Below are 16,795 nucleotides of genomic sequence, written 5' to 3'. Positions count from 1 at the left end.
GATTAAACCGCCACGACTTCCTTGACTTCTGGAATCTGGGCTTTGAGCCGCGCTTCTATGCCCCGTTTCAAGGTTAGTTGAGACATGGGACATGAACCGCAAGCCCCCACCAATTTCACCTTGACCACCCCTTCTTGTACATCGATTAATTCGACATTCCCTCCGTCAGCCTGCAAAAAAGGGCGGATCTCTTCGATCGCTTTTTCCACTTTTTCCCGCATAGGTATCTCCTTATAAATACAGTGTCAGTATAACCTTGAGTGTCAATAATTTCCAAATCGCTGACACTGACCCACATCACGGACACTATTTCTTATTCCGGGACGCAAGCCTCCACCGGACAAATATCGGCACAGGCAGCACAGTCGGTACATAATTCAGGATTGATCTGGTATTTGGGATCCCCTTCGCTGATCGCCTCGGCCGGGCATTCTTCCTTGCAGGTTCCGCACATGATACAATCGTCCGTGATTTTGTGGGGCATCTTCCCTCCTCCTTTAAACTTTGATTTTGGCATTAAGCTCTTCTACAATCTCATTGGCATCCTTGTTATGCATCAGGGCTCCGAAACCAATCGTCTCCAGGCGGGAACCCGGACAGTTAAAACACCCTTTGCCGAAGTGCTTCTGAAAAACCTCCCGGGCTTCGGGGTACTTGTCGAGAATCTCGCCTATATTCATTTCTTTGTCTATCCTTCGTTTCCCTTCCGTCATAACCCTCAAACCTCCACAAATTTTATCTGTAATAGACGATTTATCAATGGAAACTTTCCAGTCCAATCGAAAAATTCAAAGCAGCCCGCAACGCTTTGCCCTACCCTATCACTATGGATTACCGGAAAAATGATCTAAATCATGTTTTTCTAAAAGAGTGGTTTGATGGCTTCCTCGAATGCCCGCTTAGGGGTTAACCCGATAAATCTCCGGCAAATCTGGCCCTTGCGGTCGATCAGGAATGTTATGGGGATCCCTTGAATCGGCCCCATACCTGGAATGTTATTGAAAACCTCCAGGACTTCGTCATTGCCCATCAGGTTGACGTATTGCACCCCCATCTTATCCAGAAATCTCTGGACATCAACGGGATTACCCCGGTCCAGGGAAATTCCGATGACCTCCAATCCGTCTTTTTTATATTGGCTGTAAAGTTCATTGAAATAGGGGATCTCCTCCCGGCAGGGCGGGCACCAAGTTGCCCAAAAATTGAGGAGGATCACTTTGCCCCGGAAATCTGCGAAATTTACCTTTTCCCCTTTCAGATCCAAGAGGGTGAAAGGCGGGGCCATCATATCTTCTCCGACACATTCGATTCTTTTAGGCTTGTTTCCGGGAATATCAAATAAGCCGAAAGCCAGGGCCAAAACGAGAAAGAGCACACCGGAAATGATTAATATAAATTGCTTTGATTTCATCTTTTTCATCATAATCGATATCGCCCAAAAAATGCAATCCGGTATCCGGGCTTTCTTAGATGATCGAACAAGAAAGTATTACCCTGCGACTATCTTCTTTTTGTAAAAAGACGGATAAGAAGGCGGTCTGCCGATTGAATTTTTAAGCGGTGCGGGATGGGTTAAGAGCTTTCTTTCCCTTCGGAGATTTTTTGTAAAACCTCAGGCTTCAGAATGAAAATCTTTCCGTTCACAGGCTTGATAATCTTGGTTTTGGTGAACCGGCTCATAACCCGGATGGTTGTCTCCACAGTTGTTCCGGCCATATCGGCCAGGTCCTGCCGGGTCAGGGAGAGGTTGAGTAGCGTTCCGCCCTCCGCAGGAGTACCCAATTTATCGGCTAACTTTAGCAGAATATTGGCGATACGTTGTTCCACCCGGTCCACGGCCAGGCTTTTGATGGCGGCGTGAGCTTCGCGCAGTTGTTGGCCCAACTCCATGATCATCTCCGTGGCCACAAAAGGGTGTCGCCCAAAAAAATATAAAAAATCTTTCCGGGAAAGTTTCAGAATGATCGAAGGTTCCATCGCTTGGGCAGAGGTGGCATAGGGTTTGCGGTCAAAGAGAGAAGCTTCCCCAAACATATCCCCGGGAGCGAAGACCTGCAGGATCACATCTTTGCCGGTATTCGAGTGCTTGACCAGTTTCACCTTTCCTTCTTTGACAATATGAAACCACTCCGGCCCATCGCCCTCAAAAAAGATGTAGTCATGCCGCTGGTATTTTTCCTCCATAAAAAGCCGACTGATTTCTTTCTGGGTGGCTTCCGAAACTGAGGAAAAGAAAATTGATTTTTTTAAAATTTGCAGTCGGTCCATAAGCCCTCGCTCACCGGTAAGTCAAGAATTGGCCTAATATTTATTTTAAAACGAGGGAGGGTTTTTATGCAATAAATTTTCCGAATAGGGAACGATCTTTCTTGAGTCTGCCTCTTGTTGAACTTATACCGGCCAGATGGGCTGGCAGCGGGGGCAATAAAAAGTCGACCTTCCGCCCACTTTTTCCCGTAGGATGGATGCGCCGCAGCTTCGGCAGGCTCCTCCCTCTCTTCCGTAAACCCGAAGTAATTTTTGAAACCCCCCCGCAGATCCGTTGGCATCCACATAGGTGCGGACGGAAGTCCCGCCGGCTCGAATGGCCCCTCGCAAGACTTGGCGCAGAGCATGGTAGAGCCGGAGGAGGATTTTTTCTTCCAACAACTCAACCCGCTGCCGGGGATGAATTTGCGCCCGATGCAGGGCTTCATCCGCATAGATATTGCCCACCCCGGCTAAGAAGTGCTGGTCCAGAAGCATGGGTTTGATCGCCCGGCGCAGGGAACGGACGCGGGCGACGAACTCCTTCGCTGAGATTTCCAAAGGTTCAGGCCCCAAATCAGCGAGCGAATCCAAGTTCTCCCCCGCCCCGCTTTTCTCCACCGAAAGCCTGCCGAATTGACGCGAATCCAGGAAACGAAGCTGCCAAGGGTGGCCTCTAAAGGAAAAAACTACATGCGTATGCTTTTCCATGGGAGCATGCCCCGGGACCAACCTTAGCCTACCCGTCATGCGCAAGTGGATCAGCAAGGTCTTCCCCCTGCTCAGGCGGATGATGATATTTTTCCCCCGTCGTTCCACAAGGAGAATTCTTCTCCCCTCCAGGGAAGAGGCGAAAAACCGCGGCGATTCTTGGACACATTTTTTTAGGTTCACTGCGACCTTGGAAAATCTTAGGTGGGTTAATTTATCCCTAAGTCCGCGAACAATGGTCTCAACTTCTGGTAGCTCGGGCATAAAGATTCCCTTCTTGGTATGAATGATATACCGTAGGAAAGAATGGGGTTTCAAAATGGAGTATGGGGAATCGCCCTCCGCCTTCGGCGCCCGAGCAAAGCCCGGAAGGCCAAGCTTCCGATACCTACCAGGAAGAAAAGGCTGGCGGCGATTATCCAATAGGCATCCAGAGTTCCTCTATCGATCTTATTCACTAAAAGAGAATAAAACAGGGCACTGGGAACCTGCGCGATGCAAACCAACGGAATGAACTCCCAGTAGGCCAAGATCGTTAGGCCCGCGGCGTAACTGATCACATCGAAAGAAATCACCGGGAGGAAACCGAAAAGAAGGATGATATATTTTTCATACCGTTTCAGGGTGGCGTCCGCCGCTTCCAGGTGCACTTTATTCACCAGGCGTTGAACGACCGGCCGGCCCAGGGTTTTCGCGATACCGAAACAGATGATCGACCCTAAGACCGCGCTGCTCCAGGACAAAAGAGTTCCCCAAATGGGTCCGAAAGCTAAGGCGTTCACCACGAAGATGGGAAAGGCAGGGAGGAAAAGGATTACGGATTGAGAGATCATCAAAAAGGCGGAAATCAGCGGCGCCCAAAAGCCAAAAGACAGAATAAAGGTTTTGAGGCGGCCGATGTTTCCGTGAAAGGCCATCCCGTTCATAAAAGCCCAATTCTGGGGCCAATGGACAAAAAGATACACCAACCCGGCGATGATACCGCCGATTGAGCCGACGAGGAAAACGATGACGAAAATTCTCTTCAAACTGCCTTCTCCAGCTTTTTCCCCTTCATTCCGCCAATCGTTTCCACACACATAAGATCTCCCCCAGATGGTACCCAAATTGAACCAGTTCCCATCCTTTCTTCCCTTCTTCGTTAAAGACATCCCGGATGATGTCCGCTGTTTCCTTCGTTGTGTCATGAAGGAGGCACTGTCCTTTGCTATCACAATAAAACGCTGCCTCCCGGATTTCTTCTCCCTGCGTCAAATTCTGCAGCTGGTAACGGGTAATCTGGTATTCCCATTTTTTCATAAAAATCCCCTTTTCTCCCTCTATTATTACCCGATACTATAAAAAGCCTGCGTTCCGGCGAAGACCGCTGCTTCCCCCAGTTCTTCTTCAATCCTCAAAAGCTGATTATATTTGGCCATCCGGTCGCTGCGGCTGGCTGAGCCGGACTTAATCTGCCTAACATTCGTGGCTACGGCCAGGTCGGCAATAAAGGAATCTTCTGTCTCTCCGGAGCGATGAGAGACAACGGCCGTGTATTTGGCCCGCTTGGCCATCTCGATAGCTTCCAGGGTCTCTGAGACCGTCCCGATTTGGTTCAACTTGATTAAGATCGAGTTGGCCACTCCTCTCTCGATTCCTTTGCGAAAAATTTTGGGATTGGTCACGAAAATATCATCCCCGACGATCTGGACCCGCTTGCCCAGGCGCCGAGTTAATTTCTCCCAACCTTCCCAGTCGTCCTCGGCCAGGGCGTCTTCCAAAGATTTTATGGGATACCGTTCCAGTAGGTTTTCGTAAAAATCGATCATCTCTTCGCTGGAAAATTTTTTCTCTTTACCGGTTTTGAAAATATACCCCCCCCCTTGGTAAAAACCGCTGGCCGCTGAATCCAGGGCCAAAAAAACATCTTGGCCCGGTTGGTAGCCGGAGAGGGTAATTGCTTCTATGATTAACTGCAGGGCTTCTTCGTTGGATCCCAAGCGCGGAGCGTAGCCTCCTTCATCCCCCACCGAAGTACTGTACCCTTTCTTTTTCAGGATCTGGCGCAACTGCTGGAAGATCTCCGCTCCCATCCGCAGGGCTTCTGCAAAATTCTTCGCTCCAGCCGGAACCACCATGAACTCCTGGATATCCAAGGCGTTGTCCGCATGGGCGCCCCCGTTGATGAAATTCATCAGAGGGACGGGAAGGTCTCGAGCTCCGGCCCCTCCTAAATAGCGATAGAGGGGAATTCCCAGCGCCTGCGCTGCAGCGCGGCAAGCGGCCATGGAAACGCCGAGGATCGCATTGGCTCCGAGCCTCGATTTGTTTTCCGTTCCATCCATCTCAATCATTCGCCGATCCAAAGCTATCTGATCCAGGGCTTCCAATCCGATTACCTTGGGGGCGATGATCTTGGCCACATTCTCCACGGCTTTGCGCACCCCTTTGCCGTGGAAGCGCTGCGGATCTCCATCCCTGAGTTCCAGTGCTTCCCTTTCGCCGGTGGAGGCTCCGGAAGGGACGGCCGCTCTCCCCTTTGAGCCCCCGGAAAGATAGACTTCCACTTCTACCGTGGGGTTCCCGCGGGAGTCCAATATTTCCCTGGCCTTGACTTCAACGATTTTTGTCATTGCCGGTGCCTCCTTTCTCATCCTCTCTCTTCCCATCATTTTTTACCCATCCCATGATTGGCATCAGTCGGCCGCAAGGAATCATGGTGTAAAGAACCCTTAAATTTTTGGCTCTGCCCACAAGCGATGATACCATGCGGGTACCCGGACCTTGGAGGGACATTCGTCACGAGGAGATAAGGGTTTGATATCAAGCACGGGAGTGCCATCCACCGCATCCAACCCTTGGACCCGAAGTATATTCTTTTTGCGCCCCACTAACTTCACCTGGGTCAGACCGATGGGATTGGGACGGTACTGGGTGCGGGTGGAGAAGATTCCAACCAGGGGAAGGTCCTGGCGCGATTTGGGATGAATCTTTTTCAATTCCCTCGCAGGCTTGCGCAGTCGACTCAACCAGAAAAGGATCAGGAGATGAGAGTATTCTTCCACTCCCTCCAGCGCCTCTTCATACTTCGGTTCGAGGATGATTTCCGACACCACCGATTCCCATCCTTCCCGCCTCATCTTGCGCACAGAGTTCTTCACTTTTCCGATGGGCTTTAGGGTAATGGTCTTCAAACGCCCAATCCTTTCCACACTTTTCTCCCTATTTTGAATATTTTCTTCTCTTCTGGTTAAATATACCACCCTAAATTACCTGTTTCAATATGAAACCACATAGGCCTGCAAAACTTCTCCAGAAAAACTTGACAACCATCCGTCAGGCGTCTATTCTCATCAATGGGATAAGGAACGCGATTCAAGGAACGAAAGGAGAAAAACCCATGAAGGACGTGCAGGAACAGGAAGTAGCCCAGATGAATATGAAACGGATCCAGGAAGGAGCTTTTTTGGTCGTTCAGGCGCATGATCGTAAAAACGTGATGACGATCGGCTGGGCTATGTTCGGGTATATATGGCGAAGATCCACCATGCTGGTCGCGGTCAGGAATAGTCGCTTTACTTATGGCATTATTGAAGAAGCCGATAGTTTTTCGGTAAGCATTCCGACCGGAAATATGCAAAAAGAAATCAATTTCTGCGGATCCAAGTCAGGGAAGAATTTTGATAAATTCAAAGAGTGCCATTTCGGAACTATAAAATCGAAAAAAGTAAGTTCTCCACTTCTCGAGATTCCTGGATACCATTATCAATGCCGAATCATTTACAAAACCCCCATGGATCCGAGGTTCCTGGCCAATGACCTGGAGCAAATCTACCCCGCAAAAGATTATCATACCCTTTATTTCGGAGAGATCACAGCCTGTTCTCTCATCGAATGACCTTGAATCACCTCAGCAAGGGTCCGCAGCTAAAGAACGGTGAAAATCTCCCCTCCCCCACCATCCGTTTTTCAAGGGGGTGGGGGAAGAGGAAGCAATCCTCTAACATCAAAAAAGGTTCTTCTTTACAGCACGGGATCAAAACAAAATACTGACCGAAGAGCAACTGGAAAGGCGTATTCTCCACGGACTTTCTTGCGAGTGGGAAAAAGCCCGATGGCTTTTAAGCCCTTCCCACCGGGAAAGGATGCGTGTTCCTCTGTTCAGTCTCCGGGACGTGAAAAAGCGCTGGGGTTATTGGTCAGGAGAAAAGCGGGAGATCTCCTTGAGCCGCGCCCTTGTTCTCGACCATTCTTGGGATGCGGTGCGGGAAGTCCTCCTGCATGAAATGGCCCATCAAATGGCCGAAGAAGTGCTGGGTGCCCACCACGAACCACCTCACGGCCCTCAATTCCAACTGGCCTGCCACCTACTTCGGGCCGACCCCAAAGCCTCGGGAAATTACCGGCCCTTGGATGAACGGATTTTCCGGGAAACATCCCCTGCTTCCGATAAAATGCTGCTGCGGGTTAAAAAACTCCTGGCCCTGGCCGAGAGTCCTGACCGGCACGAAGCGGACGCGGCCATGGCCAAGGCCCACGAATTGATTGCCAAGTACAATATCGACAAATGGAAACGGGAGGAAGATCGAGATTTGGCCAGCGTTTTCTTAGGCCAGCCCGCCTTGCGTCATTTTCCCGAAGATTATTCCCTGACGAATTTGTTACTGGCCTTTTATTTCGTGGGCGGGATCTGGGTATCGGCTTATGTGCCGACAAAAGGGAAAATGGGCAGGGTTTTGGAGATCAGCGGCACCCTCCCCAACATAAAACTGGCCCATTATGTCTATGATTTTGTCCGCCAGTTTATCCGTTCTCAGTGGACAACCTACAATCACGACAAAGGATTAAACCGCCATCGCCAGACTGATTTTGCCTTGGGTATCATAGAAGGCTTTCGCTTGAAACTCGAATCCACAAGGGCTGAGAGGAAAAAGAATTCTAACCCCTTCACCCTGCTGAAGATGGAAGATCCCTTTTTGAAAAAATACTTCTCCTATCGCTACCCCCATACCGCCAAAGTCAGAGCGGGAAATTCCCTCCGGGACATCAAGGTAATTAAAGACGGTAGGAACGTGGGGAAGAACCTGGTAGTTTTTAAAGCGATCGTGGATCAAGGCAAGACCAGAGGGTTTATGATCGGATCATAATAGGAATTCATTCCGCGCCGGGAAAAGTAACGGTGAGAAGAAGATAGGTTTCCACCCTTGAATAGGAAAGGGTTCCGCCGTACCGATGGATCTCAGGGGGCTTCGGTGCTGGGCCGGATACCGTCCCAGCATTTCAGGCATAGGTCCCCTTTCGGAATTCTTAAAGCATTTACGAATTGATCAATACTATTGTATTTGACCGAGTCGGCGCCGATGTGGTTGGCCACCCAGGCCTCTAATCCTTGCAACTGTTGCAATGAGGTGATGTCCCCGGATCGAAAAAATTGCCGGGCGGCCAGTTCCTCGTAAGAACGGGTGGAAATGCCGAAGTCGCAAGGATACATGAGCGGGGGGCAGGCAATACGCACATGGACTTCTTTGGCCCCTGCTTTTTTTAGATCCCGCACCTTGTGGAGGATCTGAGTCCCCCGGACGATCGAATCATCACAGAGGATAATCCGCCTGTTCTCCACGGCATAACGCAGAACCGAAAGCTTGCGTTTGGCCATCTTTTCCCGGGCATTCTGGGTAGATTGGGTATAACTGCGGTCAGCATAACGGTTATAGAGAAAAACCTCCTGGTAATTAACACCGGAACGCTTATGGTAGCCGAGGGCATGGCCGATTCCAGACATGGGAACCGGCGCCACGATGTCCGCCTCCAGCCCTCCTTCATCTATGTCCCGTTGGGCCAGGCTTTGCCCCAAGTTGTTGCGAGCCTCCTGAACAAAGAGGCCATCGATGATGGAATCGATGCTGGCGGTATAGGCCCATTCGAAAGCGCAATGGGCCTTGCGGGGAGAATCAAGCTGTTGCAGGGTTTGAAATCCTTTATTATGGACCAGGACGATTTCACCCGGTCGCACGTCCCGCACAACGTCCATTTCCAGGTTTTGCAGGGCCCGTGACTCTGAGCTCACCGCATACCTGTTGGCATCCTTCCCAAGAATGAGAGGTCGGAATCCGTACACATCCCGAGTGGCGTAGATGCCCTCCTGGCTCAGAACGACCAAAGAGTAGGCCCCGATAATCTTGCGGGAGAGATCACCGATGCCGGAGACGATATCTCCAGCCTCGATAATGATTTTAGCAATCACCTCGACATTATAGCTGCGGTAGAAAGCATGGCCGCGGTCTTTCATCCCCTCAATGAGCCCGCTGGCGTTAATGATATTGCCGCTAAAGGCCACGGAAATTTCTCCCATCCTTGATTGCCACATCACTGGCTGACGTTCCCTGAGACTCACGTGACCGATGCCCTTGGTTCCTGTCAAGGTCCGCAACTCAGGGTCGGGAAAAGTATTTCCCACCTTACCATAGTGGGTAATTTGATGGATTTTCCCGTCGAAAGTGGCAATACCGCAATATTCCTGGCCCCGGTGTTGCAAAAAATCAATCCCCTGATAAATGTCCTCGACACATTCCGAGGAGGAACAAATTCCAAAGACACCGCAGTTCTCTTGCCCAGATTTCATCTCTCTATAACCTCTCTAATAGAAATGCAGAATACAGAATACAGGAGTCGTAAGTTGGGAGTTGTCAAAACCAGTATGTACTTACTACTCCCAACTCCCACCTCACAACTTTCGTTTCTCTTACTTGATATCCGCATGGTATTTCTGCAACGATTTCGCCCGGCCGTGGCCCTGCCGGACGGCGGCAATCCCTTTCGCTGCCGCAACGGCCGCGGCAATCGTAGTGATGTAGGGAATCTTATACTTAATCGCGGCCTTGCGGATGTAAGAATCATCGTGCGAGCCCAGTCTGCCGATCGGGGTATTGATGACCAGTTGAATTTCCCCGTTTTTGATTCCATCGACAATGTTGGGTCGCCCTTCATGCATCTTGAGAATGGGTTCGGATTCAATCCCGTGTTTGTTCAGGAACCGATAGGTTCCGTTGGTAGCCTTGATCTTGAAGCCGAGTTTTTTGAACTCGCGGGCAACTTCCATGGCACCCCCTTTTTCTTTATCATTTGTCGTAATCAGGACCGTCCCTTGGGCGGGAAGAATCGGCTGGGCGGCTTCTTCCGCCTTGAAAAAGGCCAGGCCGAAGGAATCCGCCAGTCCCAGGACCTCTCCCGTGGAGCGCATCTCCGGCCCAAGAACCGGGTCAACTTCCGGCAACATGTTGAAAGGGAAGACGGCCTCCTTGACCCCAAAATGGGTAATGGATTGGGGTTTGAGGTTTAATTGGGATAATGGTTTACCCAGCATGATCTGAGTGGCGATTCGGGCCATGGGTATGTTGCATACCTTGGAAACCAAAGGAACGGTTCGGGAGGCGCGGGGATTCGCTTCCAGAATATAGACCACATCATTGGCGATCGCGTACTGAATATTCATCAGCCCCACCACTTTGAATTCAATGGCGATTTTTTTCGTGTATTCATAAATCGTATCGAGATGCCGGCGAGGGATGCTGATAGGCGGAATCACACAGGCGGAATCACCCGAATGGATGCCCGCCAGTTCGATATGTTCCATGACCGCGGGTACAAAGGCATCGGTACCATCGGCGATGGCGTCGGCCTCAGTCTCAATGGCATTTTCCAGGAATTTATCGATGAGAATCGGGCGTTCGGGGGTCACACCGACAGCCGCGGCCACGTATTTTTTTAGCATTCCCTCATCATAGACCACTTCCATGCCCCGTCCACCAAGGACATACGAAGGCCTAACCATCAACGGGTAGCCGATCCGTTGGGCAATTTGAATGGCTTCATCGAGGGTGCTGGCCATACCGGATTCGGGCATCGGAATGCCCAGACGGCCCATCATCTGGCGGAACCGGTCGCGATCTTCTGCGAGATCGATGGTTTCCGGCGATGTACCGATGATCCTGACCCCTGCCCGGGCCAGCTCATTGGCGATGTTCAAGGGGGTCTGACCGCCAAATTGCACGATAATCCCTTCAGGCTTTTCTTTCTGGTAAATACTCAACACATCCTCTACGGTGAGGGGCTCAAAATAGAGTTTATCGGAGGTGTCATAATCTGTGGAAACGGTCTCCGGATTGCAGTTGACCATGATGGACTCGTAGCCCTCATCCCGCAGGGTAAAGGCGGCATGGACGCAACAGTAATCAAATTCAATCCCCTGCCCAATTCGATTGGGCCCTCCACCCAGAACCATAATCTTCCGCCTATTGCTTACCCCAACCTTATCCGGCCCATTGTACGTGGAGTAGTAATAGGCTGCGTTCTTTACCCCGCTTACCGGCACGGCATCCCAACTCTGGTTTAGGCCTAACCCGATACGCCGCCCTCGAATATCTTTTTCCGGAATGCTGAGGAGCAGGGAAAGGTAACGGTCCGAGAACCCATCCTTCTTCGCCTGTTTTAGTAAATCATCGGGCAGGTTTTTACCTTTGTGCAGGAGGATCTTTTCCTCCAGTTCCACCAGCTCCTTCATCTGCTCGATGAACCAGGGCTTGATGTAAGTCTTCTTGTAAAGAGCCTCGATAGAGGCTCCCTTCCTCAAAGCCTCATACATGATAAATTGCCGCTCACTCGACGGTTCGGCCAGAAAATCCATCAGTTCATCGAGCGTCCGGTTGTGGAAATCCTTGGCAAAGCCAAGGCCGTAGCGGCCTTTCTCCAGGGACCGGATCGATTTCTGGAGCGCTTCTTTGTAAGTCTTACCGATAGCCATGACCTCCCCGACGGCCCGCATCTGCGTGCCCAGCTTGTCTTCGGCACCGGGAAATTTTTCGAAGTCCCAGCGAGCAAACTTGACCACTACATAATCGCCTGAGGGAGTATATTTATCGAGCGTTCCCTCCCGCCAGTAGGGGATCTCATCGAGGGTCAGGCCAGCAGCCAGCATGGAAGAAATCAGGGCAATGGGGAAACCCGTTGCTTTGGAGGCCAGGGCAGAGGAACGGGAAGTCCTGGGATTGATCTCGATCACCACCACCCGACCGGTTTCCGGATGATGGGCAAACTGGATATTCGTTCCGCCGATCACCTGGATGGCTTCAACAATGTCGTAAGAGTATTTTTGGAGCTTCTTCTGGAGTTCGGGATCGATGGTCAGCATAGGGGCCGTACAATAAGAGTCACCCGTATGCACCCCCATGGCGTCTACATTCTCGATAAAGCAGACCGTAATCATCTGGTTTTTGGCATCACGGACCACTTCCAGCTCGAGCTCTTCCCAACCAAGAACTGATTCTTCAACGAGGATCTGCCCTACGAGACTGGCCGATATCCCGCGGCTGGCCACTGTGCGCAGCTCTTCAAGGTTATAAACCATCCCGCCGCCTGTGCCCCCCAAGGTGTAGGCCGGACGAATCACGACCGGGTAACCGAGCTGAGCGGCGACCTTTTCGGCCTCCTCCACGCTGAAAGCCGGTGCACTTTGCGGCATTGCAATGCCGAGTCGGTTCATGGTTTCTTTGAAAGCAATCCGGTCCTCTCCCCGCTCGATGGCATCAACCTGAACACCGATCACCTTTACGCCATACTTGGCGAGAACGCCTGCCCGGGCAAGTTCCGAGGTGAGGTTCAGGCCGGTCTGGCCACCCAGATTCGGCAAGATGGCATCCGGCCTTTCATTTTCAATAATCTCAGTTAGGGCCTGAAGGTTGAGCGGCTCGATATAAGTTGCATCAGCCATTCCCGGGTCGGTCATGATGGTCGCCGGGTTTGAATTCACCAGGACAATCTTATAACCCAGTTTCCGCAGAGCCTTGCAGGCCTGGGTACCCGAGTAATCGAACTCACATGCTTGTCCAATCACAATGGGGCCGGATCCAATAATCATTATTTTTTTTAAGTCATCCCGCTTGGGCATACAGTTTCCTTTCTTTTTCCTCCGTTGATTCTATAAGTTTTACTTTAAACCAGGTGGATTATTAAAGGAAGGGGCTTGGGTGTCAAGTAAAAAATGATATAAAATATACCAGGCTGCGTAACACTTTAGCTCTTTGAAAAATTTGGCTAAAGTTCAATGCCAAATGCAAAAGTTAAATTGAAAATTTCAAAATAATTAGGGTTTTACAGAAAATTTGCATTTTTCAATTTGCAATTTTCACTTTTCAAAGAAATTTAGCGTGTCTTTTCAAAACGCTAAATTGATACCAGGCCGCTATAATATTGGGCACTTACCAATGCCAGCTCGCTGTTGCTTTTACAAATTTAGATTTTTTAAATTTTTCCCGCTTTGGATTTCACTCCCAAGCCTTTTTAAAAAATTGGGACAAAGCCTCTAACCCATAGATTATATCGGCCCCTAAGTGAACCCGGATGACTCTCCGGCCGTGTTTTTTAAGAGCCTCCAAATCCCCCAAGGCCTGGGCTCGTTTAAAAAGGCCAAAAGTATAAGATGTTCCAGGAATGGCAGCATCCTCGGCATCGTCGGCAGTCAGTTGCAGGAACAGGCCCGTGTTCGGACCTCCTTTATGGAACTGTCCGGTAGAATGCAAGAAACGGGGGCCGTAGCCCAGGGTTGTGGCCAAACCCAGCCGGTCTCGCAAGTGCTTGCGCATGGTTTGTAGGGCCTGGGTGATCGGGGGCCCTTCGGGCAGGTACGCTTGCAGGGCAAAAAAATCGCCCGGCCGCGCTTGGGCCAAAAATGTTTTAAGTAGGTCTTTGGCATTCTGGGCTTTTTCCGTCGTATAGAAGCTCAGGGGCCCTTCTTTTAAAGTGGCCGTCACCTCAGGCAATTTCCCGTCCTGGCGGACCCGATCCAGCAGGCGGTTCGTGTTGTCCTTGCTCTCTTGCACATTGGGCTGGTCAAAGGGATTAATCCTCAGAATGGCCCCGGCAGCAGCCGTGGCCATCTCCCAGCGAAAGAACTCCTGTGCCAGATCCAGGCGATCACTCATCTGGATGGTTACCACTGGCTGGCCGGCTTTCCGTAATTCGTCGATCAATCGTTCCAGGTTTACATCCACTTCATCCTTCAGCCGCATGTAGGTAAAAAGCCGATCCTTCCCGAAGGCTGAGGGAAAACCAAGGGGTTCATGGTCCACAGGCAAAACCCCCGTTCCTTCCTTGCCTGTACTTTCTGCCAGGAGTTGTTCCAACCATAACCCTAAGGTGGCGATGGATTCCGGCATCAATAAAGTTAATTTGTCCCGCCCGCGGAGAGCCAGTTCGCCCATCACTGCGCCCAGGATCACTCCGGGATTTTCTTGCACCGGTACGGAAGGGCCACATGAATGGGCCATCTGCTGGGCACGATGCAGTAATTCGGCAACGTTAATCCCCATTAAGGCTACTGGCACCAGTCCGAAATGGGATAGGGCGGAATACCTTCCGCCGATGTCCGGAAAGCTTAAAAAAGTCCGCCGAAATCCCCGTTCCTGAGCCAGCTTCACCAGCGGGGTACCCGGGTCAGTGATGGCCACAAAGTTCTCTCCGGCCCGATTGCCTTTGTAAGCCTCAACTTTTGCATAAAAATATTCCCCGAAGGCCAGGGGTTCTGCAGTCGTTCCCGACTTGCTGGCGATGATAAAAAGAGTCTCCCCGACTGAAACTTCTCTCTCGATTTTGAGGATCGAAACCGGGTCCGTAGTATCCAGGACAGTTAGGGGAAGGGCCTCCGGGGACTGTAGGAATATCCGTTGAAAAGTCAGGGGTGCCAGACTGCTGCCCCCCATGCCCATATGTACTACATGACGGAAGCCGGCGGCCCGTATCTCAGCGACGAATTTAGAAAGGTCGTGCAGGCTTGCTTCCATTTTCTCGGCCACATGCAGCCAGCCTAGAGCATTACGGATACCCTTCTGGTTCTCTGGGTCTGCCTTCCAGGGGCTGGGATCCTTCCGCCACAGACGCAGGCTGAATTGCTCCCCTTCCAGGCTGCGGAGTCGCTCCCTGACCGCGGCCATATGACCGCCTATATTCAATATCTGACCGGTCATGAATTTTTCTTTCCTTTCCGTTCCCCCTCATTCTCCAGCGCCGCGATTTTATTTAAACGGCGTCGATGACGCTCTGTCCCGATGAAACGGGCAGTTAAAAAAGCTTGGATCAGGTCCCAAGCCAGCGCGAATCCTGTTACCCTTCCCCCGAGGCAAATTACGTTCATGTCATCATCCTCTACCCCTTGGTGGGCAGAAAATACGTCCAGAATCAAGGCCGCCCGCACACCCGGAATTTTGTTGGCAGCTACGCACGCCCCCACTCCGCTGCCGCAGACGGCTACTCCCCGGTCCACCTCTCCCCTGGCGACAGCTTTAGCCATGGGGGTGATAAAATCAGGGTAATCATCCGCCGGATTCAGCTTTTGAGCTCCAAAGTCCACCACCTCGTAATCCGCCGCCCGTAATGCCTCGGCTATCTGCTCTCTCAAATCAAAACCCCCATGGTCTGCCGCAATCCCCACGCGCATTATCTTTATCTCCACAAAAATATTTTGCCTCAAGTTTTCTGAATGGAACGCATGGCCAGAGCGGCTGCCCCGACGACGCCGGCATCATTATGCAGGCGAGACAATATGATTTGCAAGGATTCGGTGGCCGTCTTCAAAGCCTGCTGTCGTACCCCCTGGGCAATCCGGTCGACAAGTTCCGGCAGTCCTTCGATCACCCCTCCGCCCAGGATCAAGCGACAGGGGTTAAAGGCATTAACCAGGCTCACGGCTCCGGCGATGAGGGCTTTTGTTGCTTCGTCGATAATATGGAGCGCCAGGGGATCTCCTTTTTGGGATGCCTGGGCAACGATTTTGGCCGTTACCGCTTCCAATTTTCCCTCGGCTATCTCCAGCATGGAAGCGCCAGCATTTGGATCCGCCGCAATCAATTCCTGGGCGTTCTGGGCAATGGCCCAGCCACCTCCCAGAGCTTCCAGGCAGCCCCGGTTTCCACATCGACAGGGCGGGCCGTTCAGGTCAATGGTTATATGACCAAGCTCACCCCCGCTGTTACTGCAGCCGGATAGCATTTGCCCACTGCTCACGACTCCCCCTCCAATGCCAGTTCCCACGAAGAGGCAGATAAGGTCAGCGCATCCCTGACCAGCCCCATGAAGCCACTCACCCCAGGTGGCCGCCCGGACATCGTTGGTAACGGCGACCGGAAGGCCCAGGGCTTGTTGTAGGTCCTCCTGGAAAGGTTCATCGTGCCAGCCTAAGTTTGGGGAAAAACGCACCGTACCACGCAGCGAATCAATTTGGCCGGCCACACCCACACCTATCCCAACCGGTAATGGGCTGGCGCTATTTTTTAGGGCTTCTATGGCCGCAACCAGATCGGCTTTTACCGCAGCTGGACCTCTATGCGCCTGGGTGGGGCGCCGAGTTCTTTGGCGCAGGTTCCCGTCTGCATCTACCCGGGCTACCTCTATTTTGGTACCCCCTAAATCAACTCCGATGGCCCATAAGTCTGATGAATCCATGATCGGTTTCCCCGAAGGGATAAGTTTTCATCATCCCATTTCAAAGGTTAAATTTAACTTTCCAATCCCTTCACCCCTTTTTTACTACGGGGGCCGTAGGGGGCCTTTCATCATCGGTGGATGTGAAAGAGCCATGGGGATTTAACAAATATAAATAAGTTTACCATGGTGTCCATAAGCTTCACAATGCTTGATTCGAAAAACATCATATCTTCCTTTCCACATTTTTCCTAATTGTACACCTAAATCCCAAATTATTTTATCCGGTATGGAAATTGAGTGTCCACACAGCAAATTTTACTTGCCCACCCCCAGTTTTTTTGGGTGGTTACTTTTATTGTGGTTCGGGCGGGGAGGTCCCGCCAAG

The 16,795-nt window shown here is 51.3% G+C and carries 17 protein-coding genes; 2 read left to right on the top strand and 15 right to left on the bottom strand.

All coding sequences use genetic code 11. The features are described 5' to 3' along the window. Nucleotides 1-2 precede the first annotated feature (2 nt). From Q7V48_11925 to tsaA, 10 genes are all read right to left on the bottom strand, one after another. A complete protein-coding gene (locus Q7V48_11925) occupies nucleotides 3-221 on the bottom strand; it encodes a NifU family protein (protein ID MDO9211434.1) in 219 nt (72 codons plus the stop codon). A 92-nt stretch (nucleotides 222-313) separates the two neighbouring features. Next, nucleotides 314-484 (bottom strand): 4Fe-4S binding protein, encoded by a 171-nt coding sequence (locus Q7V48_11920; protein MDO9211433.1) that lies wholly within the window; start codon nucleotides 482-484, stop codon nucleotides 314-316. Nucleotides 485-497: 13 nt separating this feature from the next. Further along, nucleotides 498-713 carry a DUF1858 domain-containing protein gene (locus tag Q7V48_11915; GenBank protein ID MDO9211432.1) on the bottom strand — a complete coding sequence of 72 codons (216 nt, stop codon included), beginning with the start codon at nucleotides 711-713 and terminating at the stop codon, nucleotides 498-500. Nucleotides 714-862: 149 nt separating this feature from the next. After that, entirely contained in the window at nucleotides 863-1,423 is a 561-nt protein-coding gene (locus Q7V48_11910) for a TlpA disulfide reductase family protein (protein ID MDO9211431.1), read from the bottom strand. A gap of 149 nt (nucleotides 1,424-1,572) precedes the next feature. Beyond that, complete coding sequence (locus Q7V48_11905) at nucleotides 1,573-2,268, bottom strand: Crp/Fnr family transcriptional regulator (protein MDO9211430.1); 696 nt, start codon at nucleotides 2,266-2,268, stop codon at nucleotides 1,573-1,575. 123 nt (nucleotides 2,269-2,391) lie between these two features. After that, nucleotides 2,392-3,222 (bottom strand): bifunctional DNA-formamidopyrimidine glycosylase/DNA-(apurinic or apyrimidinic site) lyase, encoded by an 831-nt coding sequence (mutM, locus tag Q7V48_11900; GenBank protein MDO9211429.1) that lies wholly within the window; start codon nucleotides 3,220-3,222, stop codon nucleotides 2,392-2,394. 50 nt (nucleotides 3,223-3,272) lie between these two features. Further along, the gene (locus tag Q7V48_11895; protein MDO9211428.1) at nucleotides 3,273-3,986 is read right to left on the bottom strand and encodes a VTT domain-containing protein; all 714 of its coding nucleotides are present in this window, start codon (nucleotides 3,984-3,986) and stop codon (nucleotides 3,273-3,275) included. 25 nt (nucleotides 3,987-4,011) lie between these two features. Beyond that, nucleotides 4,012-4,257: a hypothetical protein gene (locus Q7V48_11890; GenBank protein MDO9211427.1), complete on the bottom strand. Its 246-nt coding sequence runs from the start codon at nucleotides 4,255-4,257 to the stop codon at nucleotides 4,012-4,014. 26 nt (nucleotides 4,258-4,283) lie between these two features. Then, on the bottom strand, nucleotides 4,284-5,570 hold the full coding sequence (eno, locus tag Q7V48_11885) for a phosphopyruvate hydratase (protein ID MDO9211426.1): 1,287 nt from the start codon (nucleotides 5,568-5,570) through the stop codon (nucleotides 4,284-4,286). Between the two features lie 99 nt (nucleotides 5,571-5,669). Continuing rightward, the gene (gene tsaA, locus Q7V48_11880) at nucleotides 5,670-6,149 is read right to left on the bottom strand and encodes a tRNA (N6-threonylcarbamoyladenosine(37)-N6)-methyltransferase TrmO (protein MDO9211425.1); all 480 of its coding nucleotides are present in this window, start codon (nucleotides 6,147-6,149) and stop codon (nucleotides 5,670-5,672) included. A 188-nt stretch (nucleotides 6,150-6,337) separates the two neighbouring features. Here tsaA and Q7V48_11875 point away from each other — a divergent pair, with 188 nt between their 5' ends. Further along, complete coding sequence (locus tag Q7V48_11875) at nucleotides 6,338-6,835, top strand: flavin reductase (GenBank protein MDO9211424.1); 498 nt, start codon at nucleotides 6,338-6,340, stop codon at nucleotides 6,833-6,835. A gap of 151 nt (nucleotides 6,836-6,986) precedes the next feature. Beyond that, complete coding sequence (locus Q7V48_11870) at nucleotides 6,987-8,084, top strand: DUF2786 domain-containing protein (GenBank protein MDO9211423.1); 1,098 nt, start codon at nucleotides 6,987-6,989, stop codon at nucleotides 8,082-8,084. A 92-nt stretch (nucleotides 8,085-8,176) separates the two neighbouring features. Here Q7V48_11870 and Q7V48_11865 read toward each other — a convergent pair whose 3' ends face one another. The 5 genes from Q7V48_11865 to Q7V48_11845 form a co-directional block, all read right to left on the bottom strand. Further along, complete coding sequence (locus tag Q7V48_11865) at nucleotides 8,177-9,559, bottom strand: amidophosphoribosyltransferase (protein ID MDO9211422.1); 1,383 nt, start codon at nucleotides 9,557-9,559, stop codon at nucleotides 8,177-8,179. 120 nt (nucleotides 9,560-9,679) lie between these two features. Continuing rightward, nucleotides 9,680-12,880, bottom strand: coding sequence for a carbamoyl-phosphate synthase large subunit (gene carB, locus Q7V48_11860; protein ID MDO9211421.1), 3,201 nt, complete (start codon nucleotides 12,878-12,880; stop codon nucleotides 9,680-9,682). A 376-nt stretch (nucleotides 12,881-13,256) separates the two neighbouring features. Continuing rightward, the gene (locus tag Q7V48_11855) at nucleotides 13,257-14,954 is read right to left on the bottom strand and encodes a glucose-6-phosphate isomerase (GenBank protein ID MDO9211420.1); all 1,698 of its coding nucleotides are present in this window, start codon (nucleotides 14,952-14,954) and stop codon (nucleotides 13,257-13,259) included. Next, nucleotides 14,951-15,424 (bottom strand): RpiB/LacA/LacB family sugar-phosphate isomerase, encoded by a 474-nt coding sequence (locus Q7V48_11850; GenBank protein ID MDO9211419.1) that lies wholly within the window; start codon nucleotides 15,422-15,424, stop codon nucleotides 14,951-14,953. The genes Q7V48_11855 and Q7V48_11850 overlap by 4 nt, the downstream gene beginning before the upstream one ends. 29 nt (nucleotides 15,425-15,453) lie before the next feature. Then, a complete protein-coding gene (locus Q7V48_11845) occupies nucleotides 15,454-16,428 on the bottom strand; it encodes an ROK family protein (GenBank protein ID MDO9211418.1) in 975 nt (324 codons plus the stop codon). Nucleotides 16,429-16,795 lie beyond the last annotated feature (367 nt).

The organism is Deltaproteobacteria bacterium, from assembly GCA_030654105.1.
In the GTDB taxonomy this organism is placed as follows: Bacteria; Desulfobacterota; SM23-61; order SM23-61; family SM23-61; genus JAHJQK01.
This window is presented reverse-complemented; position numbering and strand designations above follow the sequence as displayed.